Annotated in this window: 21 protein-coding genes; 5 read left to right on the top strand and 16 right to left on the bottom strand. The window is 44.6% G+C overall.

The genetic code is table 11. The features are described 5' to 3' along the window. Positions 1–1,380: 1,380 nt before the first annotated feature. Entirely contained in the window at positions 1,381–2,259 is an 879-nt protein-coding gene (gene glyQ / locus F6K53_RS31570; protein ID WP_293019311.1) for a glycine--tRNA ligase subunit alpha, read from the top strand. Positions 2,260–2,442: 183 nt separating this feature from the next. Here the strand turns inward: glyQ and F6K53_RS31565 are convergent, their stop codons facing one another. The 8 genes from F6K53_RS31565 to nuoH all read right to left on the bottom strand — a co-directional run bounded on the left by F6K53_RS31565 (position 2,443) and on the right by nuoH (position 10,233). Continuing rightward, positions 2,443–3,468: an N-acetylmuramoyl-L-alanine amidase-like domain-containing protein gene (locus F6K53_RS31565; protein WP_293019313.1), complete on the bottom strand. Its 1,026-nt coding sequence runs from the start codon at positions 3,466–3,468 to the stop codon at positions 2,443–2,445. A 227-nt stretch (positions 3,469–3,695) separates the two neighbouring features. Next, on the bottom strand, positions 3,696–4,298 hold the full coding sequence (leuD, locus tag F6K53_RS31560; protein WP_293019315.1) for a 3-isopropylmalate dehydratase small subunit: 603 nt from the start codon (positions 4,296–4,298) through the stop codon (positions 3,696–3,698). 11 nt (positions 4,299–4,309) lie between these two features. After that, positions 4,310–5,716: a 3-isopropylmalate dehydratase large subunit gene (leuC, locus tag F6K53_RS31555; protein ID WP_293071544.1), complete on the bottom strand. Its 1,407-nt coding sequence runs from the start codon at positions 5,714–5,716 to the stop codon at positions 4,310–4,312. A 407-nt stretch (positions 5,717–6,123) separates the two neighbouring features. Further along, positions 6,124–6,816 carry a rhomboid family intramembrane serine protease gene (locus F6K53_RS31550; protein WP_293071543.1) on the bottom strand — a complete coding sequence of 231 codons (693 nt, stop codon included), beginning with the start codon at positions 6,814–6,816 and terminating at the stop codon, positions 6,124–6,126. Positions 6,817–7,113: 297 nt separating this feature from the next. Beyond that, a complete protein-coding gene (gene nuoK, locus F6K53_RS31545) occupies positions 7,114–7,425 on the bottom strand; it encodes an NADH-quinone oxidoreductase subunit NuoK (RefSeq protein WP_008185025.1) in 312 nt (103 codons plus the stop codon). Positions 7,426–7,547: 122 nt separating this feature from the next. After that, the gene (locus F6K53_RS31540; RefSeq protein ID WP_293019320.1) at positions 7,548–8,162 is read right to left on the bottom strand and encodes an NADH-quinone oxidoreductase subunit J; all 615 of its coding nucleotides are present in this window, start codon (positions 8,160–8,162) and stop codon (positions 7,548–7,550) included. A gap of 159 nt (positions 8,163–8,321) precedes the next feature. Next, positions 8,322–8,924, bottom strand: a complete 603-nt coding sequence (ndhI, locus tag F6K53_RS31535; protein ID WP_293045028.1) for an NAD(P)H-quinone oxidoreductase subunit I — start codon at positions 8,922–8,924, stop codon at positions 8,322–8,324. A 190-nt stretch (positions 8,925–9,114) separates the two neighbouring features. After that, entirely contained in the window at positions 9,115–10,233 is a 1,119-nt protein-coding gene (gene nuoH, locus F6K53_RS31530) for an NADH-quinone oxidoreductase subunit NuoH (RefSeq protein ID WP_293019321.1), read from the bottom strand. A gap of 347 nt (positions 10,234–10,580) precedes the next feature. On the opposite strand from nuoH, the gene F6K53_RS31525 reads away from it, so the two are divergent. Next, positions 10,581–12,473, top strand: a complete 1,893-nt coding sequence (locus tag F6K53_RS31525; RefSeq protein ID WP_293019323.1) for a bifunctional serine/threonine-protein kinase/formylglycine-generating enzyme family protein — start codon at positions 10,581–10,583, stop codon at positions 12,471–12,473. A 150-nt stretch (positions 12,474–12,623) separates the two neighbouring features. Here the strand turns inward: F6K53_RS31525 and purD are convergent, their stop codons facing one another. Then, positions 12,624–13,895 carry a phosphoribosylamine--glycine ligase gene (purD, locus tag F6K53_RS31520; protein ID WP_293019326.1) on the bottom strand — a complete coding sequence of 424 codons (1,272 nt, stop codon included), beginning with the start codon at positions 13,893–13,895 and terminating at the stop codon, positions 12,624–12,626. Between the two features lie 184 nt (positions 13,896–14,079). Here purD and F6K53_RS31515 point away from each other — a divergent pair, with 184 nt between their 5' ends. After that, on the top strand, positions 14,080–15,036 hold the full coding sequence (locus tag F6K53_RS31515) for an NAD-dependent epimerase/dehydratase family protein (protein WP_293083419.1): 957 nt from the start codon (positions 14,080–14,082) through the stop codon (positions 15,034–15,036). A 466-nt stretch (positions 15,037–15,502) separates the two neighbouring features. Here the strand turns inward: F6K53_RS31515 and F6K53_RS31510 are convergent, their stop codons facing one another. The 4 genes from F6K53_RS31510 to F6K53_RS31495 all read right to left on the bottom strand — a co-directional run bounded on the left by F6K53_RS31510 (position 15,503) and on the right by F6K53_RS31495 (position 18,839). Beyond that, positions 15,503–17,599: a serine/threonine-protein kinase gene (locus F6K53_RS31510; RefSeq protein ID WP_293019331.1), complete on the bottom strand. Its 2,097-nt coding sequence runs from the start codon at positions 17,597–17,599 to the stop codon at positions 15,503–15,505. A gap of 289 nt (positions 17,600–17,888) precedes the next feature. After that, positions 17,889–18,098 (bottom strand): type II toxin-antitoxin system HicA family toxin, encoded by a 210-nt coding sequence (locus F6K53_RS31505; protein WP_293019333.1) that lies wholly within the window; start codon positions 18,096–18,098, stop codon positions 17,889–17,891. After that, the gene (locus F6K53_RS31500; protein ID WP_008182203.1) at positions 18,095–18,298 is read right to left on the bottom strand and encodes a type II toxin-antitoxin system HicB family antitoxin; all 204 of its coding nucleotides are present in this window, start codon (positions 18,296–18,298) and stop codon (positions 18,095–18,097) included. Before F6K53_RS31500 ends, F6K53_RS31505 begins: the two co-directional genes overlap by 4 nt. Positions 18,299–18,452: 154 nt before the next feature. After that, the gene (locus F6K53_RS31495; protein ID WP_293019335.1) at positions 18,453–18,839 is read right to left on the bottom strand and encodes a hypothetical protein; all 387 of its coding nucleotides are present in this window, start codon (positions 18,837–18,839) and stop codon (positions 18,453–18,455) included. A 160-nt stretch (positions 18,840–18,999) separates the two neighbouring features. On the opposite strand from F6K53_RS31495, the gene F6K53_RS31490 reads away from it, so the two are divergent. Together F6K53_RS31490 and F6K53_RS31485 are read left to right on the top strand one after the other, a co-directional pair. Beyond that, positions 19,000–19,392 (top strand): hypothetical protein, encoded by a 393-nt coding sequence (locus tag F6K53_RS31490; protein WP_293019337.1) that lies wholly within the window; start codon positions 19,000–19,002, stop codon positions 19,390–19,392. Between the two features lie 55 nt (positions 19,393–19,447). Beyond that, positions 19,448–20,269: an IS4 family transposase gene (locus F6K53_RS31485; protein WP_293019338.1), complete on the top strand. Its 822-nt coding sequence runs from the start codon at positions 19,448–19,450 to the stop codon at positions 20,267–20,269. On the opposite strand, the gene F6K53_RS31480 is transcribed toward F6K53_RS31485, so the two are convergent. The 3 genes from F6K53_RS31480 to F6K53_RS31470 all read right to left on the bottom strand — a co-directional run bounded on the left by F6K53_RS31480 (position 20,238) and on the right by F6K53_RS31470 (position 21,540). Continuing rightward, positions 20,238–20,519, bottom strand: a complete 282-nt coding sequence (locus F6K53_RS31480) for a hypothetical protein (protein ID WP_293083415.1) — start codon at positions 20,517–20,519, stop codon at positions 20,238–20,240. The genes F6K53_RS31485 and F6K53_RS31480 overlap by 32 nt on opposite strands. 230 nt (positions 20,520–20,749) lie before the next feature. Beyond that, positions 20,750–21,226 (bottom strand): transposase, encoded by a 477-nt coding sequence (locus F6K53_RS31475; protein WP_293083412.1) that lies wholly within the window; start codon positions 21,224–21,226, stop codon positions 20,750–20,752. Next, positions 21,193–21,540 carry a hypothetical protein gene (locus F6K53_RS31470; protein ID WP_293083409.1) on the bottom strand — a complete coding sequence of 116 codons (348 nt, stop codon included), beginning with the start codon at positions 21,538–21,540 and terminating at the stop codon, positions 21,193–21,195. Before F6K53_RS31470 ends, F6K53_RS31475 begins: the two co-directional genes overlap by 34 nt. Between the last annotated feature and the right edge of the window lie 896 nt (positions 21,541–22,436).

Genomic DNA, 22,436 nt, shown 5'->3' with positions numbered 1-22,436 from the left:
ACGAGTAGCGACCGTATATTGGCTCTCAAACTATAGATTTTTCTTGGTTCGGGGCGGTGCGGTGCGCTTGGCTTTCCTCATCGCCATTTACTAATGTAAAGGGTAAAAAAGCGTTTGTCAACCTAAACCCGAAACTTTTTTTGGGATAAATCCTTGAAGCCTAGATATGGCAAGGGTTGTGGGATTAAAAAATTTTTCAATCCGTTTCCCAGGTTCTGATCAGGGGAAGAGGGGGAAGCTCTCAGGTCACAGGGGTGGGTTCTTTAGATTTGGGTCGGGAGTCGGGAGTCGGGAGCGCTGCGACCCGTGACCAATTTAATTAGACGAGTATAAGCGCACGCCCTGGGAGTCGGGAGAATTATTTGGGTAATTCCTGTATATCTTTAGATACATACCTGGTGACGGGCTTGTCTGTCGATCGTGGCTGTAAGTGCGTATTGGGATAACAGCTCCGATGCTCCTGAGTGAAACGGGAAATTAACCTGGATTTACGGTAACTGTCCAGGATTAATCGGTAAGTAGTGGCTGTTCCCATTCAGAGGCAACATTAATGAAGAGCCCTTTGCACTGCCACCATGAAATCCATTGTTGAACAACTTACTAACCTCGCTCTGACAAGGCATGTGCGCCAGAATAAACTATAGGGATGCAGGGTGCTGTTAGGGAAAACATGGGTTTATTATAGGGTTTAACCCATTAGCAACTGGCGTGGTTTCCACGGGGCTTACAAGGTGCGTTTACTATAAAACCCAACACTGAAAGCCCCGCGTCTAAAGACCGGGGATGAAAGTGAGTAGCGAGAAAGCGTCGCAGTCATTGTAATTTCTCAAAAAGACATCTCCATAAAATCGGCTTGAGCCAGACCTTACAAGGGTTTGAGGTTAATTTTTGGAGATGTCTAAAGTACTTGATACATCAAGTAGGAGTAGATAAACTGGAAAAATGAGTACAGGCTGAGAAACCGCAGGCTGAGCCGGGAGAGAGACCCGTAACTTACCGACCTGAAAGTAGTAATGCTCGGAGGGTAGGGAAAGTCCTCCTTAAAAACCCAACTATCGACTAACAATCGGTGTGTAAACCTAGCAGAATCACACTTTAAAAAAAAACATGGTACGGTGGGGCACACCGGAACCGGGTGAAAAGGGAGGAAACAGACTATGCACATGCACTCCTAATAAGTAGCCAAACGCTTAAGGAGAATTGCCCGCTGGGTCTACTATGAACTAAACTGAAGTCTTTGTCTTGACGGGTTTTTGGTTTAGGTATTGCTCAATTTTTGACGGCGTCAAAGATTGAAACGTAGTGGTTTAAGGCAGCTCGTTGATCTAAGAATCCCCGTTCTTTCAAGACGGGGAGTGTCAACAAACACTGGAGGTGTAAGTGAATTTTCAATCAGTAATTGCAACATTGAATCAATTCTGGGCAAAACATGGTTGCTTGATTGCCCAGTCCTACGATACCGAGAAAGGAGCAGGGACCATGAGTCCTCATACATTCTTGAGAGCTATTGGTCCAGAACCCTGGTCAGTTGCTTATGTTGAACCATGCCGAAGACCCACCGATGGACGCTACGGCGAAAACCCGAATCGCTACCAGCACTACTACCAATACCAAGTACTGATCAAGCCGTCACTGAATAATATTCAAGACATTTACCTAGATTCCCTCAAAGCTTTAGGTATTTGCCCTGAAGACCATGACATTCGCTTTGTTGAAGACAATTGGGAATCTCCTACCCTGGGGGCTTGGGGAGTTGGCTGGGAAGTCTGGTTAGATGGCATGGAAATTACCCAATTTACCTACTTCCAACAGTGTGGTGGCATTGATTGTCGTCCTGTACCCATTGAGATCACCTATGGTTTGGAACGATTAGCTATGTATCTCCAGGAAGTAGAGGCCTTTACTAAAATCCAGTGGAATGACCAAATTAGCTATGGAGATGTTCACCTTCAGGGAGAAGTTGAACAATGTACTTATAATTTTGAATCCTCTAACCCAGATTTACTGTTCACGCTATTTGGTCTTTATGAGCAAGAGGCAGAACAACTAAGCACACGAGGACTCGTTATGCCTACACTAGACTACGTTCTGAAGTGTTCTCACACTTTCAACTTACTGGACGCTAGGGGTGTGATTTCAGTGACTGAGCGCACTCGTTATATCGGTAGAATTCGCAATCTAGCAAGGCGAGTGGCTCAACTCTATTTGGAACAACGGGAGATGTTAGGGTTCCCGCTGAATAAACAGACTATAGCTTGAATCTACTACACAAAGAGCCTGACCCAATCGGTAGCAGCAAGGTATTCCTACCAGTAATCACGACTGAGAGCCTATTCGCCAGGACTTACGCAAAAATGGGCATCAAATATAGGTAGTAGGGTGAGTTATTAAGGCAAGCTAAAGGTAGATTTACTGGGTAAGTTCTGGTTTTCTCGACGCTTGTTAATGGAGGATATTGTCAGTGCTTGGAATTGCTGGATTAATGGGTCGAGCCACTACAATCCCGAGGGAATGTCTAACATGTCTGGCATACCGTTGTAAATCACGGGCAATGGTGACTCTACCAGCAGGTGATGCATGAATAAAACCCATATTCCCCTCAGCAGTACGATAGACTAAGCCAGTGTGGGTGACATCTATACCAGGAATAGTAGTAGCAATGCCAATGATATCCCCTGGTTGCAGTTGATTGTAGGCTTTCCTAATCTGATCATGGGGAATGAAATTAATAGTTGTCTGCTTGAGATTAGCTTCCATGGCTACAATACACTGGTAATTGGCCTCATCCCTGGCCAAAGATGGGTACTTACCCCTGTGTTTACTCATGTAGTTGAGGGTTTTCTGGCGGGATACTCCTCCTAACTTTAGCGCTATGTTTTTAACTGTGCCCCTTCTCTGATTGTCATCAATCCATTGAGAGAAATAGTGTAATCGGCTGCAATAGCCATTTAGATTACCATTCCCATAACGCTGGTCACGAAGGTGATTGACAAAGGTCTGCTGAGAATAATCTTTTAGGGCTATCCCTCGCGCTAGGGCTAGAATTGTTTCGACAAACAGGACGCAGTCAAATTCATTGAGAGTGATAACTAGGGTTTCTTGGCTGGATTGGTCTAATAAGTGAGCTTTGTAGCTTGCGCCCAGAAATTGCTGTGCGATCGCTTGCATGATCTCTGGGAGCGGACGCTCAGACAAGTGGTTTGCGATCGCATACTCCATCACCTGCTCGAAACGCTTTTTCTCGGCTGGGTCACTAATTTCTGGTGGGGGAAATTGGGCTATCATCAGTGACTCAGCCCTATCCTTTAATGATTCGGATATAGTGCTAGTAATTAATTTGCTAGTAATTAATCGTTTATCGCCTAGTTGACCAGATTCGGACTCAACAGTAGCTTGAGATTCTAAACCAGAAGCCACACAACACGTGAGTATATACAAAACCGCAGCTAGCCTCAAGCTTTCTTTCATTATTCAACCTAAAACCTTTAACCCAATCTATTTAAAGCAAAGGCAACAGGCAACAGGCAAGAGTTAATCAACTAGCGCTGCATCAAGACATAGAAGGATTTTGGGTAATGTCAAAAACGCTAATTATTGTTTCTATAGGAATCCTAGATGAATTGTGATAATTTTTGATGCCATATTCCATACTCCCTACTGCCTGTTCCCTGTTCCCTATTCCCTGTTCCCTTTGCTTAAGAAACAACTCCCCAATCCATATAAGGCAACCTAGCGGTTGTCGCCCGAATCGCTTCTACTTGAGCAACCAGTTGTCCACAAGTATCCCAAGTTCCAGTCAGCAGCATGTTTCTTGGTCCATCCTCCATAAACACAGAAGCCTGCAACTCACCACAATAGACTTGCATCTCTTCCAAATCCAAGGTCATCGGGATTTCAGGATTCTCATGGAGGCTTGTCTGTAATTGCTTCACGGTTTCCGAATCAGCGGTCACACAGGGAAGCCCCATCGCCAAGCAGTTACCAAAAAAGATTTCGGCAAAACTCTCTCCGACAATTCCTTGAATCCCCCATCTCGCGATCGCTTGAGGGGCATGTTCCCGTGAAGACCCACAGCCAAAGTTCCCATTTACTACTAAAACTGTTGCACCTTGATACTGGGGTTGGTCAAAGGGATGTTGTCCGTTAGCTTGAGCGCGGTCATCAACAAAAACCTGTTGTCCGAGACCATCAAAGGTCACACAGCGCAAAAATCGAGCTGGGATAATCCGGTCGGTGTCGATATCATTCCCTACTACAGGAATTCCTGTTCCGGTAATCATCTTTACTTCACTACTCATCAGACCTGCTCCTATACCATCAACTCCCGAACATCAGCCACTGCCCCTTTAACCGCTGCGGCTACAACCATTGCTGGACTCATCAATAATGTCCGTCCTGTGGAAGACCCCTGACGACCTTTAAAATTACGGTTAGAAGAGGAAGCACTAATCTGACTCCCTTGGAGTTTGTCCGGATTCATTGCCAAACACATTGAGCATCCGGGCTCTCGCCACTCAAACCCAGCCTCCACAAAGACTTGATCGAGTCCTTCTGCTTCCGCTTCTTGCTTGACCCGTTCCGAACCTGGAACCACAAAGGCTTTGACTCCCTCAGCCACATGATGACCTTGAGCAAATTTAGCAGCTTCTCGCAGGTCAGTCAGTCTACCATTGGTGCAGCTACCGATAAAACACACATCCACCTTTGTGCCTTGAATCTCTGTGCCTGGAGTTAGCTGCATGTACTCATAGGCTTGTTGTGCGATCGCTCTTTCCGTTTCTGGCAAACTCTCCGGTATCGGAATAGTTTCATTAACCGCAATTCCTTGACCTGGTGTAATTCCCCAGGTCACTGTAGGCGCAATGTCTGCCGCTTCAAATTTAACCACATCATCATACACGGCATCATCATCGGACCGGATACTGTTCCACCAAGCCACGGCCTGATCCCAATCTGCGTCCTTGGGAGCAAAATCTTTCCCCTTAAGATAGTCAAAGGTTACCTGATCCGGGTTAATATAGCCACACCGAGCGCCCCCCTCGATGGACATATTACACACAGTCATCCGTCCTTCCATCGACATCTGCTCAAAGGTAGTACCAGCATATTCATAGGCATAGCCAACGCCACCTTTGACCCCCAACTTACGGATGATGTGTAAGATCACATCTTTCGGGTAAACCCCTGGGGGTAAACTACCATTCACCTCAATTTTGCGAACCTTAAGCTTAGACAATGCCAAGGTTTGGGAAGCTAAGACATCACGCACTTGAGAGGTACCAATTCCAAATGCGATCGCACCAAACGCACCATGAGTCGAAGTATGGGAATCCCCGCAAGCCACCGTCATGCCTGGCTGAGTCAATCCCTGTTCCGGAGCAATCACATGGACAATGCCCTGATTCCCAGAGCCGATATTATAAAATCGAATCCCAAACTCCTTACTACTGTTTTCCAACGCTTGCATCATCTCCTCTGCCAAGACATCAGCAAACGGACGACCTTGGTTTTCCGTCGGAACAATATGGTCTACCGTTGCCACAGTTCGTTCCGGAAACAGCACCTTCAATCCCCGTTCCCGCAGCATCGCAAAGGCTTGGGGACTAGTAACCTCATGAATTAAGTGTAAACCAATAAATAGTTGAGTCTGACCCGAAGGCAACGTGCCAACACTATGTAAATCCCAAACTTTGTCAAACAGTGTTCTCGCGCTCATTTAGAAAAGGCTTCTTACCTGGAATCCAAGACAGGGGTAATGTATTTTATCCCCAGATTCTACATTTTATTCTAAAATATGTTATTTTCAACACATATTTGACAATCTTGGTAAAAAAATTAACAGCGTCCCCATAAGTATTCAGCTATCAGCTATCAGCTTATGGGCTACATCACAGCGCTTGTGGCCTGTGCCACGGTACTTGAGGTGCCATTAGCGATCAGCATTTAGCTTATGGGCTATGGGCAACCTACGATAACAGCTTTTGAATAAAACCAGTGAATAAAACCGGTAAGCATTTGTTTAATCTGTGTTACGGAAAGCTGACTGCTGACTGCTGACCGCTGACCGCTGACTGCTGACTGCTGACTGCTGACCGCTGAATGCTTACGCCTCCCCACCAATGACTAATCATCAAATAAACCTAAAATTGGACCAAGGATAGCTCCGAACACAAATCCACCAGCATGAGCCCAGTAAGCAATTCCTCCCCCCTCCATTCCCACTTGAGCCTGGGCTCCCAGACTAGCTATGCCATTAAACGCTTGCTGTAGAAACCAAAACCCTAGATAAAATACAGCTGGTATCCTAGCTACGAAAAATATGAAAAATAGGGGCACTAGAGTCAGGATTTTAGCATTAGGAAACCTTAGAATATAGGCACCCATCACTCCAGCAATTGCTCCACTAGCTCCTAAAGCAGGGATAGGAGATAGAGCTGAAAAAAACCATTGGGCTAACGCGGCTAAAGCCCCACAAGTGAGATAAAAAATTAAGAACCTTATCCCCCCAAGTTTTTCTTCAATGTTGTTACCAAAAATCCACAAAAATAACATATTGGAGCCAACATGAAGAAAGCCAGCATGGAGAAATTGGGATGTGATCAGAGTCAAGGGTTCTGGCACAGGCTGGCCCACAGGAAAACCCTCGAAGCTGGCAGTTAACTCCTTAGGTACCACAGCATAAAGCCTAAAAAACGTGTCGAGTTCTAGTTGATTTAAGCTAAGTTCATAGATAAAGACTAAAATATTGATAGCAATCAGAAGTATAGTAATATATGGCGTGATTGTGATTGGGTTTTCGTCTCTTAGGGGTACCATAAGTAGTTTCTATGAGTTCACCGAAATATTAACACCAGACTTGCATCTTTGATAGCAGTTCTCAATTAATTTCAATTAGTTGAGGTACTTACTAGGAGTCGAGCTTAGGGAGTAGGGAGCTAAGGCCGTAAGCTGCGCTTACTTGCCTACGGCCAAACGCGAACGGAGTAGGGAGTAGGAATCTACCCAAGCCCCCCTAAATCAGTGTCAGTTACCAGTTACCAGTTACCAGTTACCAGTTACCCTCAATCATGCCACAATTGAGCAACGCCATATTCTATTTAGCTTTTGGTGAATCTACCACTTCAGCAGATTAAATTGTTCCATATCCACCGTATCCCGATTACGATATATCGACAGCACAATAGCTAAACCTACCGCTGCTTCTGCAGCTGCTACCGTAATTACAAACACGGTAAACACTTGACCCTTAATCCCGGCTGAGTCCATAAAATTAGAAAACCCCATTAAATTAAGGTTGACCGCATTCAGCATTAGTTCAATAGACATCAGCACTCGCACGGCATTGCGGCTAGTTACTAGACCATAAATACCGATGCAGAACAAAGCAGCAGCAAGTAGTAAAAAGTATTGGAGTTGAAGTTCCATAAATTATGATGTTTTATGTAGGGAAGAGTAGTTTTTCAATGGGTAATTAGTGGTTGGTTGTTTACCATTGAGCGTTGACTGTCAACCGTCAACCAAACACTAACAAATACTAAACTGTTGTCTTATTTAGAATCCCCTGGCACAGAAGCAAGTTCCCGAGGACGCTCAGGCAAGGTCAAAGCTGTAGCAATTTCCTGATCTCTAGAAACCAATTCCTCAGGAATATAATCCCGACGAGCTATGATAATTGCCCCTACCATTGCCATTAACAAAAGTACAGAAGCTAGCTCAAACGGCAATAAAAAGTCACTGAAAAAATGCTGACCAATCTCCACAGCAGTATTAGTAACAACCATAGCTGGCTCAGTTTCGACGGACCATGGCGTTACCAAAACCATTGTACTCAGAAGCGCAAACAAACCAATACACACTATAGCAGTGGATCCAGTGCGCACCCAGCGCTTAGTCATTGGTTGAAAATCCTCTCGCTTATTCACCAACATGATGGCAAATAAAATTAGGACATTGACCGCCCCAACATAGATTAATATCTGTGCTGCTGCTACAAAGTCAGCATTTAGCAGAATATACAATCCAGAAATACCGATGAAAACACCAGCCAGTAAAAACGCTGAGTATACAATGTTGGAAAGAAGGACAACCCCTAAAGCCGCCCCAATCATGATCACCGATAGTATGGCAACAGAAATTAACTGAACCCCTTCCGCTAGATTCATGCTTAACTTATCTCCTCGTGATTTATTTTTGCCTAATCGTTGTTAGTGATAAGTCATTGGTCACAGTCACTAGTTAACTATTTGATAGTTAACCTTAAACCTTCAACTTTTAACCGTTAACCGTTAATCTTAAACCTTGAAAAGACCAATGACTAACAACTAACTCTTAACGTCTTCTTCCTTTGATTCCATTTGCTCGAGAATTTCCTCTGGGCGCATACCAGCCCGTTTAGAACCTGCTGGCAAATCATGAGGATCCATAACCCCCTTCGGTAGATAAGCCAATTCCCGTAGAGGAGTTACCATCGGGTCTTGGGTAACTTTATAGGGGAGGCGTCCCAGGGCTACATTATCATAGTTCAACTCATGACGGTCGTAGGTAGAAATTTCATACTCTTCCGTCGCTGATAGACAGTTAGTGGGGCAGTATTCAATGCAGTTAGCACAGAAAATACAAACTCCGAAATCTATACTGTAGTGCTTGAGATTTTTTTTCTTAGTAGCTTTATCAAACTCGTAATCTACCACTGGCAAGTTAATCGGACAAACCCGCACACAGACTTCGCAGGAAATACACTTATCAAATTCAAAATGAATCCGACCGCGATAGCGCTCAGAGGGGATTAGTTTTTCGTAAGGGTATTGTACTGTAATGGGACGCCGTTGCATGTGATCAAAAGTCACCGATATCCCTTGACCAATGTAGCGAGCAGCCTGCACAGTTTCTTTAGCGTAGTCGCCAACCTGTTTGAGGAACTTCAGCATAATAATAGTTTAGTGTCTCTCTCTTGTCTTGATTGTATTGCTGAGTATTGTGGTACTGATTTATGAATTCTCAATTATGGACTTTTTACTAATTATATCCTGTCCGTTTTAATACTTATGAGTATGGATTTATCCTGTTTTTTTTACTCAAAAATTATAAATTAAACGGACTTGATATAACTAATAACTAACCACCAAAGGCAATTGGAAATGCCAATTTAAGAGCAGCAGTTAATAGAAGATTTACCAAAGCTACTGGTAGTAGAAACTTCCAGCCTAAGTTAAGCAATTGGTCAATCCGAACCCGAGGCAGTGTCCAGCGTAACAGAATAGCTGTAAAGATCAGGAAGTAAGCCTTGAGCAGGGTCATGGTAATCCCTAAAGAGGCAGTAATCACCTGCAACCAGGAACTGGTTTCACTCACCCCTAGCCAGCCCGCAAGCTTATCCAGAGGAATGGGGAATTCCCACCCACCCAGATAGAGCACTGCTACTAGCAAGGCTGACAACACGAGATTGACGTAGGAACCGACATAGAACAAACCAAATTTCATCCCGGCGTATTCTGTCTGATACCCAGCTACCAGTTCTTCTTCTGCTTCGGGTAAGTCAAAGGGGAGTCGCTCGCATTCTGCCAAGGCCGAAATCCAAAAAATTAGGAAACCCACTGGTTGACGCCAGACATTCCAACCTAGAATGCCGTATCCCGATTGCTGATCAACGATGTCAATGGTGCTGAGGCTGTTGGACATCATGACAACAGCTAGCACCGCTAATGCTAGAGGAATCTCGTAACTGATAGACTGAGCTGCAGCTCTTAAGCCTCCGAGTAAGGAATACTTATTATTAGAGGCGTAGCCAGACATTAACAGACCAATCGGCTGAATGCTCGACAGGGCAATCCACAGGAATATGCCTGTGCCGACATTGGTAATTACCAAGTTCTGTCCAAACGGTACAATCAGGTAGGAGATAAATACCGGCAGCACAACCAGGATTGGTCCGAGGGTGAATAATAAAGAGTCCGATTTGGCTGGAATAACATCTTCTTTGAAGACGAGTTTGATTCCATCTGCTACAGGCTGGAGTACCCCTAGAGGTCCAGCGTATTCTGGACCAATGCGCTGTTGAGCAGCAGCAGAAATTTTTCGTTCTAACCAAACCACTACCAAAACCCCTACGGTGGCAACGGTAATCATCAGAAATAGGGGTAATGGCATCCAAATGGCTTTGGCTGCACCAGCGGGGATGCCTAGATCACTCAGCGATTGAATAAAACGGCTTTGGAGGTCAATTCCTTGATTCATGTTTTCCGATAAACGTTATGATTGAGACCATCGATACCGCTGGTATCAGTGGCTAGAAGTTTCTTTATTAAGATTTTTTGAGAACTTCAGTGTCTAGTATATACTTGACAGCTTAATTTCTCCCCATCACCCAATCACTCCTTGTCTATCCTAGACCTAAAGCATTGCTAGGATAGCTCTATCGCTATTGTTTTTATATATAGGGTTCATCACCAATTGGATGGGAGTGCGATCGCGCTGTATTGATACCGCTTAGGCCACGCTACGCGAACACATTTCTACTTCACACTTGTAATTCACAAACTTAAAGCTAAACTTTCAAGTAGATCGACCCATCTTTGACCCCAATGAGCCTGTGCATAAATCCTGAGTGTCCTCAGCCTGGTAACCCTGATACGGACCTATTCTGCTCAAGCTGCGGTTCTGAGTTATTGCTGGCGGGACGTTATCGGGTCAGCCGGTTACTCGGAGAAGGTGGCTTTGGACGAATCTATGAGGTGACTCACAAGGGAATTGCCAAGGTTCTCAAAATTTTGATTAACGATGAACCGAAAGCTGTGGAACTTTTTGAGCAAGAAGCCAGAGTTCTGACTCAGCTCAATCACCCAGGTATTCCTAAAGGAGAGGAAAATTTCACCTTCTTTCCCAGAAACCACCAAACCCCCCTATACTGTTTGATCATGGAAAAAATCTCTGGGCTTAATTTAGAGGAGTATCAAAAAAAGCGAGGAAATCGCCCCATTGATGAAAAATTAGCCTTGGATTGGTTATTTCAAATCGTTGATATTCTCCAAGCAGTTCATCAGGAAAACTTTTTCCATCGCGATATCAAACCTTCTAATATTATCCTGCGTCCAGATGGACAACTAGTATTAATTGATTTTGGCACAGTGCGCCAAGTTACCGACACTTATATGTTCAAACAATCTGCTGGGAATGTTACCAGTATGATTTCCCCTGGGTATACTCCCCTAGAACAAATCCATGGTCAAGCGGTACCCCAGTCGGATTTCTACGCTCTAGGACGGACATTTGTTTATTTGCTGACAGGGCAAGAACCCTCAGATTTGTATGATGCTGGCAATGATATCTTGATGTGGCGATCCCATGCACCACAGATTTCTTCGGAGTTAGCGGATTTTCTTGATAGTTTGATGGTGCGAGTTTATCAACGTCCTAAGGATACTCAGGTTCTTTGGGAAAAGTTACAAGCAATCAACTCCGAACTTAATCCTCCACGGCGATCCCAGAAACCAGATGATTCTACTGTTAATAGACCGCAATCAAGTCAAGTGGGGGGGTTTGGCAGTTTAGGAATAGCTGTAGCTGGATTTTTTAACCAATTCCAAAATTCCGACCCCTCAGCAGTCGAGGGAGTCACCCTAAAATCTTTTGACTTCGATGTGGTAACTCTAGATAAATACAGTGAAATTAAAAAGCGCCGCCGTCACCAAGCCCAATATTTCACAGAAGACTTAGGCAATGGTGTAGGGCTAGATATGGTGTACATCCCTGGGGGAAGATTCCTCATGGGTTCACCAGAAACTGAGAAGGGACATAGCGACGATGAAAGTCCACAGCATTGGGTCAGAGTCTCTCCCTTCTTCATGGGAAAGTTTGCGGTTACCCAGGCCCAGTGGCGGGCTGTAGCAACCTTATTCCAAGTCTCCCCTTCCCTAAACCCCCAGCCCTCTAAGTTCAAAGGCGATACTCTGCCAGTGGAAAAGGTATCTTGGTATGAGGCGATGAAATTTTGTGCTATACTATCTAGGCTGACTGGACGAAACTATCGGCTTCCGAGTGAGGCGGAATGGGAATATGCCTGTCGAGCTGGTACCAGTACGCCATTCCACTTCGGTGAAACCATTACTACCAATGTGGCCAATTACGATGGCAACTGTACATACAGCTCTGAGCCAGAAGGGGTATATCGAAAACAAACTACTCGTGTAGGTAGCTTTGGTGTAGCCAATTCCTTTGGTTTGTATGACATGCATGGGAATGTTTGGGAGTGGTGTGCTGACCATTGGTACCCAAACTACCTAAGCGCTCCCGTTGATGGTAGTGCTTGGCTAAGTAGTATCAATGAGTATGATCATCATTCCCGGCTTCTGCGCGGTGGTTCCTGGGATATCATTCCTGGGATATGCCGCTCGGCTTGCCGCTTCAGCTATATCCCGGCAGACAATATCGAAGCCAACATTGGTTTTCGGGTGGTGTGCGATATTAGTATTCCTTAATGGGTTGACCATGATTAATAGCCGTTGAGGGATTGTTGCTGGTCTCCTGTTGCTGGTCTCAATGGGAGCAAGAACTTACGAATGCGTTCGCGTAGCGTAGCCCTTCGGGCTAATCGCATCAATAAAACCCATACAATCAACCAATACAAGTCAGCCTTCATCCTGCAAAACCCGATAACCAATATCCCGACGGTAATACATCCCTTCAAACTGGATACAATCCATAGCGCTATAAGCAACTGATAAAGCTTGCGCTATTGTTTTACCGGTGCCGGTAACCCCCAAAACCCGACCACCACTGGTAACTAGCTCCTTCTGTTTCAGGGTAGTACCAGCACTGCAAACTATTGCTCCATGTTGTTCAGCTTGTTCAATACCAGTAATTACCTTACCCTTTTCGTAAGCTCCCGGATACCCTTTCGAGGCAGCAATCACACAAGCCGCAGCCCCTTGTTTCCAGGTAATAGTTGGTAATTCCGCCAGTCGCTGTTGGGTACAAGCCAGAAGCACCTGATCTAGGGGAGTTTCTAGCAAGGGTAGGATAGCTTGAGTTTCTGGATCCCCAAAGCGACAATTAAATTCCAGAACCGTTGGGTTTCCTTCTGGAGTAATCATCAATCCTGCATAGAGAACCCCTCGATAATCAATTCCTCTGACCTTTAAAGCTTCAAGGGTAGGATTAAGAATTTCCTTTTCAATCCGTATGCTTAGCTCTGGGGTAATAATCGGTGCAGGAGCATAAGCTCCCATCCCTCCGGTATTCGGACCGGTATCCCCTTCCCCAATTCGCTTATGGTCTTGAGCTGGTACTAAGGGACGAACCGTCAAGCCATCCGTAACAGCCAAAACCGAAACTTCTTGACCGGTGACACACTCTTCAATGACCACCGTCTCAAACCCATTCTGAAAGAGTGACTCCACAGCCGTTTCGGCTTCGTCTATCGTAGCCGCAACAGTTACTCCCTTACCGGCTGCTAAGCCATCCGCTTTAACCACAATTGGTGCTACCTGGGTTTTGACATAAGCCAATGCTGGTTCTGGTTCCGTAAACACAGCAAAACTTGGGGTAGGAACACCAGCCGACTGCATCAAATCCTTTGCCCAAGACTTACTCGACTCAATTTGTGCTCCCTCCTGGGTGGGACCAAACACAGGGATATCTTTACTTTGGAGATAGTCTGTAATACCTAATGACAGTGGCAGTTCTGGACCAACCACCACTAGAGATATATCGTTAACCAGAGCAAACTCAGCAATTGCTTCAAAATCTTGAACGTTTAATAAAAGATTTTGGCAACCTCTTAGTGTAGCGGTGCCACCATTACCAGGAACACATATGACCTGCTGAATACTTTGAGATTGCAGTAGCTTCCAAGCAAGGGCGTACTCCCTTCCCCCATTGCCGATTACCAAAATCTTCACGTTTTTTGTACACTCTGTGGTGAATAGTCTATCTTATTCTATGAGCTTACCAAAGTATTGAATCCATTTTTACCAAAAAAAAATTTGTAACTATTTAAAATAGTATGCCAGACTAGATTTAATATACATCTACATATCAACTAGTCTAACTAAAGCTTAGGCAATAGTTTGAAATCTTAAATTTATGGCTCTTAATATCGTTACGGGTGCTGCGGGTTTTGTCGGTTCTCACCTAGTAGAAACCCTTTTGAATCAAGGTGAGCGAGTGATTGGTATTGATCAATTTAACGATTACTACGATCCCAACCTCAAGCGCCGGAATATTGAAAATTTTAAAGAGCATCCCGCTTTTGAGTTAATCGAAAGTGATATTCAGACCCTTGATTGGCGATCGCTCCTAACGGATGTAAAGGTAGTTTATCATCAGGCAGCACAAGCTGGAGTTCGTGCCAGTTGGGGGGATGGTTTTCGGGATTATACCGAGCGCAATATTAACGCTACCCAAATCCTACTCGAAGCCGCCAAAGATGCCAAGCATCTGACCCGATTAGTCTATGCTTCCAGCTCTTCAGTTTATGGTAATGCGGAAGCCCTACCGACATCTGAAACAATTCTTCCCCAACCGGTTTCCCCCTATGGGGTAACCAAGCTAGCAGCAGAACACCTATGCTTACTGTATTACCATAACTTTGGTGTACCCGTTACTGCCTTACGCTATTTCACCGTATATGGACCGAGGCAGCGCCCAGACATGGCATTTCACAAATTCCTAAAAGCCATTCTCACGGATGAACCCATTAGCATATATGGTGACGGAAAGCAAACCCGAGACTTCACCTTCATCAAAGACATCATAGCCGCGAATCTGGCTGCAGGTACCACAGCAGCTGCTGTTGGGGAAGTGTTTAACATTGGTGGTGGTAGCCGAGTGGTGCTAGCGGATGTTCTCGACACGATTGAAGAAATTGTTGGACATCCCATTAAGAAAAACTACATCGAAAAAGCCAAAGGAGATGCACGTCACACTGCAGCAGACATTACCAAGGCCAAAACCTTGCTAAGTTATCAACCTCAGGTATCCCTATCCCAAGGCTTAGCCCAAGAATGGGAATGGATACAGACTCTTTACGCTCGTGTATAGAAATTATCTAATCTTATCTATCAATTTTCATGAATCATATCCCCCCCTTATTAAGGGGGGTTAGGGGGGATCCCTAGTCAAAGAATAGTGTATATCCCTGTTCTGTCACTCTCCGAAAAGGCTTGCCTTTTCGGAGTCTGCCGAGTATAGGCCAGGCAAGCGATAGCGTAATTTTTTCCGAGTAGCAATTCTGGAGAGTGTGAAATTGACCAAAATGCGATCGCAACACTCTATATCACCGAGTATACCTTGGCTCTAGAATTTATTAATCATAGCAGAAACCGGAAAGTGACAGAAGAGGGATATAGCAATTATCTCTCCCATGAGGTACAAATGGATCCCCCGTTGGTCCCCCTTAATAAGGGGGACTTTGAGGTTTAGAACGTACCTCGTAAATGCAATAAACGCTACTATATCATAAGTGCGATAAACGCTATCTATTGTTCTTCAAGCTACAGAAATTCAGCTAAAGCTCAACCCCAGCTATTTGAAAGGCTTGTCTAATTGCACCAGCTAATTCCGATTGGTACTGTTGCAGGTAAAACTCAGATGCTTGACGATAGGCGGACAACAGGGGACGAAAATTCTCAACCTGACCATCCACAGTTCTGATATTAAGTAAAACCCAACCTAAGTTGTGGTAAGCCTCAGCATAGTCTGGTTTTAACTGCACTGCTTTTTCCAGATAGGAGCGTGCTTGTGCCCATTGTCCCACTTTTCCTAGTAAAGTGCCTAGACGGAATAAAGCAAAGGCATCAGATGGAAATTTCTGAATGTAGGCTTGATAGGTTTGGATAGCACCCTGAGAATTCTGCAAGTGTTCCTGAGTGATTCCTTGATTCAGGGATACCCAGCTAGGAACGTCTGCTTTCTGGCTGGCTTGCTCAAAATTGGCAAGAGCCTCAGGCCACAACCCTTGCACAGCTTGCTTCCAACCTTTCAATCCCCAAGCAACTGCACTATCGGGGACTTGAGTGGTAAACTCTATAATCCGGCGCTCCACGTCCCTAGACTGTCTGGTAACAACTGCCTTTTCCAAAGCAATGATTAAATAGGGATATATCCATTGTTGTAGTTGTTGGGATTCCCTAGACTGAGCCTGTTTTGACTTGAACAGTGCCTGGGTAGCAGTACGAATTGCTCGTTTCCATTGCTGTTGATTGACATAAATCCAAGCTTGTAACCCTAGGGCAAAGGTACAGTTACTATCAATTTGCAGTGCCTTGGAAACAGCAGATTCTGCCTGTTGCCAATTGCCAAGCTTTCCCCATGCCCAAGCTAGATTAGCTTGTATCCAAACCTCTTGGGGAGCTAAGTCTGCTGCTTTTTGCAACTGTTTTACCGCTGTTGACCAATTTGATTTACGGCAGTTGACTAGTCCTAAAACCCCATAGCTCCTGCCATCATTTGGTTGTAGTTGAATCGCTGTTTGTGCTGCTACCTCAGCCTGAGCATCATTGAGATGGATCTGAACTAGGGCTAGTTCAACCGCAGCTTCACCATGGTTGGGCTGATTAGTTAGACACTGTTGATAAGCTTGAACCGCCTCTGCTAACTTTCCTTGCTTAACTAATCCCCACGCTTTCCTTTGACTGGGAGAAACAAACTTGCCTTTGAGGGCATCAATCAGTTCCTCGGCTGTCTGAAATCGCTCCTCTACCTTCATTCTCATTCCAGTTAAGATTACCTGCTCAGTTTGGGGTGTAATCTGAGCAGCTAACTGTCGTGGTGGAATTAACGTTTCTGATCCAGCCCTTTCCGTAGCTTGAGCGGGTAATTGACCAGTGAGTAATTCATACATTGACGCACATAGAGCATAGATGTCCGTAGCTGGCCAACGCTTACTCCGGTAACTGTATTGCTCAAGAGGAGCGTATCCTGGTGACAAGGTTACACTCATTTCACGGGTTTGACCGGCCATGAATTCTTTGGTAGCACCGAAATCAATCAATACGGCTCGATCTTGGTGATCAATTAGAATATTATCTGGTTTAATATCTCTGTGTAATAGTTGATTAGAGTGAACAACTTTTAACGCTTCTGCTACTTGGATAAAATAGCCCTTGAGCTTCTCTTCCGAAAGAACACCTTCTTGTTGTAAGATTTTGTATAAGGACTTACCAGAGATAAACTCCATGACTAAATAGGCAGTATTATTCTCCTCAAACCAATCATAAACCTGAGCAATATTAGGGTGGGGGCATTTTTGTAAGTAACTGGCTTCTAACTGAAATTTGTGGAGTTGTCGTTGTCGGTCAATCGGAGCAATAGAAGGGGGCCAAGTAATGGTTTTCCCAATCCTAGCTGCTTTTTCTGGCCAGAGTTCTTTGATGGCAACCTTGGCAGAGTTAGGTAGGTAAATTCCTTGGTAGGTAATGCCAAATCCCCCTTCTCCTAGGACTTTTTCTATCCGATAATGACTCTGCCTTAGGAGTGTGCCAGCAGGCAAATGGTAGGCTGATGAACTAACAGTGTCTTCAAACTCAAGAGCCGCACCACAACTAGTGCAGTAGTTGTTACTGCCAGTATTGATATGACCGCATACTATACAGGTAATAGACATTGTAGGTTTCTACAATTTTAGGAAGGCAAGAGGCAATAGGCAAGAGGCAATAGGCAAGAGGCAATAGGCAAGAGGCAATAGGCAAGAGGCAATAGGCAATAGGGAAAAAATCCTTTGTACCTCATAGCTTCGGACGTTTTGTAGTGATCTATTGGATGCGGGAGTGGATATCGTTACGGTTCAGAAGTTGGCGGGTCATGGGTCTCCTGTGACCACTGCCAAGTATGATAGACGGGGGGAGGAGACGAAGCGCTTGGCGGTGCAAAAGTTGGGGTTGTGATCAGAGGTGTTACTGGAGATCTGATTCTTCCAATTCTGCTATTTTCATCAATGCTTTTAGGGTTCCTCTCTTCAAATCTTGATTTTTGTGAACTGGAACGGATAGGATTTTTTGAGCTCCTGGCTTTTCATAAATATGATGGCTTCCTGTAATTTTTCTCAAAACCCATCCTTTTTTCTCAACAATTTTACAGAATTTTTTGCCAGAAACAGATTTCATACTGTAACTTCCACAATTTTGCTGTTTGGTTCAGGAATATAGGAATTGCTGGCAACTTCTAACCAACCTTCAATGGCATCTTGAAGATTTGCTAAAACCTCTTCCATTGTGTCTCCCTCAGTAATGCAGCCAGGTAGTGCGGGTACTTCTGCCCAAAAACCACCTTCTTCTGCTGGATGTATTGCGACCTTAATCTGCATTTGGGTTTGCTTGCTCAATAGTTTTTTCTGTATTTTAATTTTAACTCATCACCTCTGTACTTTTGTCAACCTTATGCACACCCTGACTACTCTGAATTTTCGATCTTTCCACTTCAACTTTTGTCAGTTAAGCAGGCTGATAGCTTACGCAAAGTTAATTCAAAAACTGCATAGATTCCAATGTGTTGCTGCTGATTGCTTTTTGGAGCAAATTTTGCCACTCCTGCTGAATTTGTTTATGTTCTTTGAGCCTTTGGAACTCAGGCCATACTTTCGAGCGAATTTCTTCCTTTCTTAGAAAAGTCCGCCACTGGTCTCCTATATCTTTGGCATAGTGAATGCGATCAAAAAACTCTCCGATGATGAAGTATCTGACTTGGCTTGGCTCAGTTAACCACTGATCTAAGGTTTGCTTACATTTAATGACCACTTTCTGATGAAGCGCTTCTAGACGATTTTTTACTTCTTGTTGATTAAACTCTTCAACTTGGGATTTTTCTGACTCGGAAGTTGTACTGCTCAGGGTGTTGTTCGTGAGCATATCAGGTTCAAGTTCTTCATCAAAATGCTGTCGAATACTGTGTAGAATTAATCCTGACGGGGGGACAACGAGGCATGGAAGCCTTATGTAGTCAGCGATACAGCAGAAAGAGATAAAAAAAGATAGGTCAAAAGTAGTCGCCCTGACCTATCTCAAAAAAATGATAGCTAAACTATACCAGAAAATTCTCCAAAATCAGCTGCGTCACACAGCATATCTATTCCTAAACTTGATGGTAATTAGTTTACAATTGATCAAACAGGTGAAGTTAGATGTTTTAGCCGAATCGATACCTTTACCTATTTTATTAGAGAGCCGTCGTCGGAAAGTAAGGCGATTGTTGAGACTCAAAAACTTTACTATTGAAACTATCTGGTTTCCCTGCATCAGAGCTCTTTTAGAGGAGATGTTTAACCCTAAAGATAGGATTTATCTGGTTATTGATCGAACAAGTTGGAGTGTGATTAATATCTTGATGGTGAGTGTAGTTTATGATCATCGAGCCTGGCCAATTTACTGGGAGCATCCCATTTTGGCGAGTTGTCTGATTTAATATGGCTGAAACCCTTGCCATGTCCTTCTTTTGGTAATGTGTTTTCCAAAATGGGATGCTCCCAATTTACTGGACATCATTAGATAAAAAAGGAAATAGTAACTTATCCGAACAAAAGGCAGTATTGAGTAAAAGTCTAGAGTTACTATCAGCCTATGATGTCGTGGTGCTGGGAGACCGAGAATTTTGCTCTACCAAACTGGGTAACTGGCTGGCTGAACGTAAGGTATACTTTTGTTTACGGCAAAAATGTGACACCAAAATTTTGTCAGAAAATGAGGTTTATCAAGAGTTGCGGGACTATGGTTTAAAGCCAGGGATTAAATTGTTTATTAATGACCGTCAGGTAACGAAAAAAACAGGATTTGGAACCTTTAATGTAGCTTGTAAATGGAAACGAAATTACCGAGAATTTAAGACAAAAGACCCGTGGTATATTCTGACAACTTTTGAGGATATAGATACCGCTATCATCTCCTATAAAAAGCGATTTTCTATTGAAGAAATGTTTCGAGATTTTAAATCAGGAGGTTACAGTCTAGAAGGCTCCAAGCTGGGAGCCGAATCCCTGACTAAGTTGATTATTGTAATAGCAATTGCCTATACGAGTGCAACCCTTCAAGGACGGGTAATCAAGAAAATGGGAATACAGAAATATGTTGTACGACCAGAAACAAAATCGAAATATGGTCGCCGACATAGTGCTTTTTATGTTGGTCAACATCAGTATCATTGGCTGTGCTTAGGGCAAATATGCGAAAAAATTGTAGACGAACTTTTGCAAATTAATCGCCGTTGGGTCAAGCATTATAAAAAAGGTAAGCGGGCTAGAGAGCAAGCCATGTCTATGTTACAAGCTTCGTTGTCCCCCTGCTAGGAATTAATCCTTCATAGGAAACTTGAGACTCCCAAAGGGTTCGGAACCCTAGCTCTAATTGATTGTTATACTTATCTAGTAACTCGGTTATCACCCCTAGAAACTTGGCATCACGCTCTTTGGTTAGATTCCCCAAGTGACCCTTTTTCAGGTTTACCAGCACATTTGTTACTTCTGATTTGAGCTGATCCACCGACTGCTGTAGCCCTTCATTTAAGGAAAGGAAATGCTTTGAGAGGTTGGCTCGCATCGGTGCAATCGACCCGTAGTAGGTAGACCTGTAAGGTAAGGATTCAGGTGTGGGGAGAAGGGATTTGGGAAGGAGCTTCGGGCAAGTGACCAGCAACAGCCATGAGAGCTTGCTCAAAGAAATCCATCACCGAACGTCCCTGAAAACGACAAGTTTGGACTGGTCGTGTAGTAAATTAGCGGTCTGCTCGAATCGTTGGAGGGAACTTCAGCCACCACGTTCCCTTACGCCTAGTTACCGCCAAGCGTAGAGACCTTTCGGCGCTTTTTATTATCCGGTGGGACTTGGGGATGGTCTAAAAAATACCACCATTGGGAGGCAATCTCAATGAGGGAGCGCAAGAGTTTCCCCGCTTGCTGCCCCAGCAGCAACAACTCCAGGTTTGAACCGTTGTCTGTATCTTCGTTTTGAATTCTCTTACCCACTGATGGGTTACGGTTGAATCTCCAGTTTGTTGCCAGAGACGATAACGGCCTGCATGCTTCATCAATCAGTTCAACTTTGGCTTCCCCAATCGCTCGGTTGTGAAGTAATGGTTGTTTGATTAACCTGAGAAAGTGACGGCGCAGATGGGCGCTTTCACTTCTGTTGATCATTGACCGATAATAGCCATTGTAGACACTGTAATCATCCGTAATCAGAACCCCGTCATAGGTCTGTCCCAACTGGCTAATCAGTTCCCCTCGCGAGGGTGTATCTCCAGCCATGTTATAGACAGAACTCGGGATGGCTCAGTACCCAGAGCCATGTCTTGATGCAATAGCGAGTGGGGGAAACCCCCTTTGGCGGCGCTGCATCGCTTCTTTAATGCCCTTGACCGCCCACGGCGTTTCATCCACGTGCAGTAGGGGTTGTTCAACAGCCACCCAGGTTCAATGAGCCTCAACGCTCCCTTGGCAAGCTTAATGCTAGTCGTTGGTTGGTGTTCACCAACGTTCCCACTCCAATATTGATCCCACCGAGTTCCCACAACATCTGAAGTTGTTTGGAGTAAGGCAGATGTCCGTAGTTTCCCAGCCATCCCAGTAATCCTTGCAACCGCACCCCCAAATCAAGTCCAGGGGTCAGAAGTTACCGTAAGAATAGTGGAGCCAAAGCAAGTTGTTAGGTTATGCGGCATAGGGTTAAAGGTTTGTTAGTAAGGCTCCACTATTCTAAGGTTTCATCTCCGGGATGAGCGAATCAGGCCACGGTACCGTAGCTCTTACCCCACATTCAATACACTGACAATAGTGGCGTTGATATTCTACGATTTCTATGGGTCGCTCCACCAGCTGAGCTACTTGTTGAGTTTCGACTTTGACGCAAGGGGTTTCCATCAGACTCCCACCGCAGGAAGGGCATTGCTGGGGACTAAGTATAACGAGCGCGGTCTACTCGTCCAAACCCAAAGCGGGTCTTTCCTTTGTGTCCAGGCTGCCCTCCGGGTTTCTTTTTGCCTGGACTCTCAGATTAATCCTGCAAGTCCTGCTTCTTTTCGGACTTTTTGAGCAAGTCCGTTGATGGTGGATTAGATGAGTTTTTCGAGTCTAGGCAAGGGCTGAGTTTGAGTCTTTCTATTTCTTCAACCAGACTTTCGATCACTGAGTGCTGTTGCTAATCGCAGTTTTTTTTGCTCCACTACCAGCTGCACCAGTTCTTCCGTAGGACTTCTGGTTATACAGCAGCTGTGTCTGGGGTTAGTGAGAAGCTAAACATTCTTCAGATGATTCTCCAGCTCCATCCCGGACTTTGTCAAGCCCCTACCTGAATCCTTACGTCAACCCCACCACCTGAATGCTTACGATAACTAAATCGGGTAAGTCAGCGGGATTGCTCCCGCTTCGTCCCCAAAGCACCGTGCGAACAAGTCTCCAAGTACACGGCGCAACCAATTCCAAAAGAACTCACTTATCATTGCTACTTCTTTTCCTTGAC

It is taken from the genome of Moorena sp. SIO4A1 (genome assembly GCF_010672065.1).
Classification (GTDB): Bacteria; Cyanobacteriota; Cyanobacteriia; order Cyanobacteriales; family Coleofasciculaceae; genus Moorena.
This window is presented reverse-complemented; position numbering and strand designations above follow the sequence as displayed.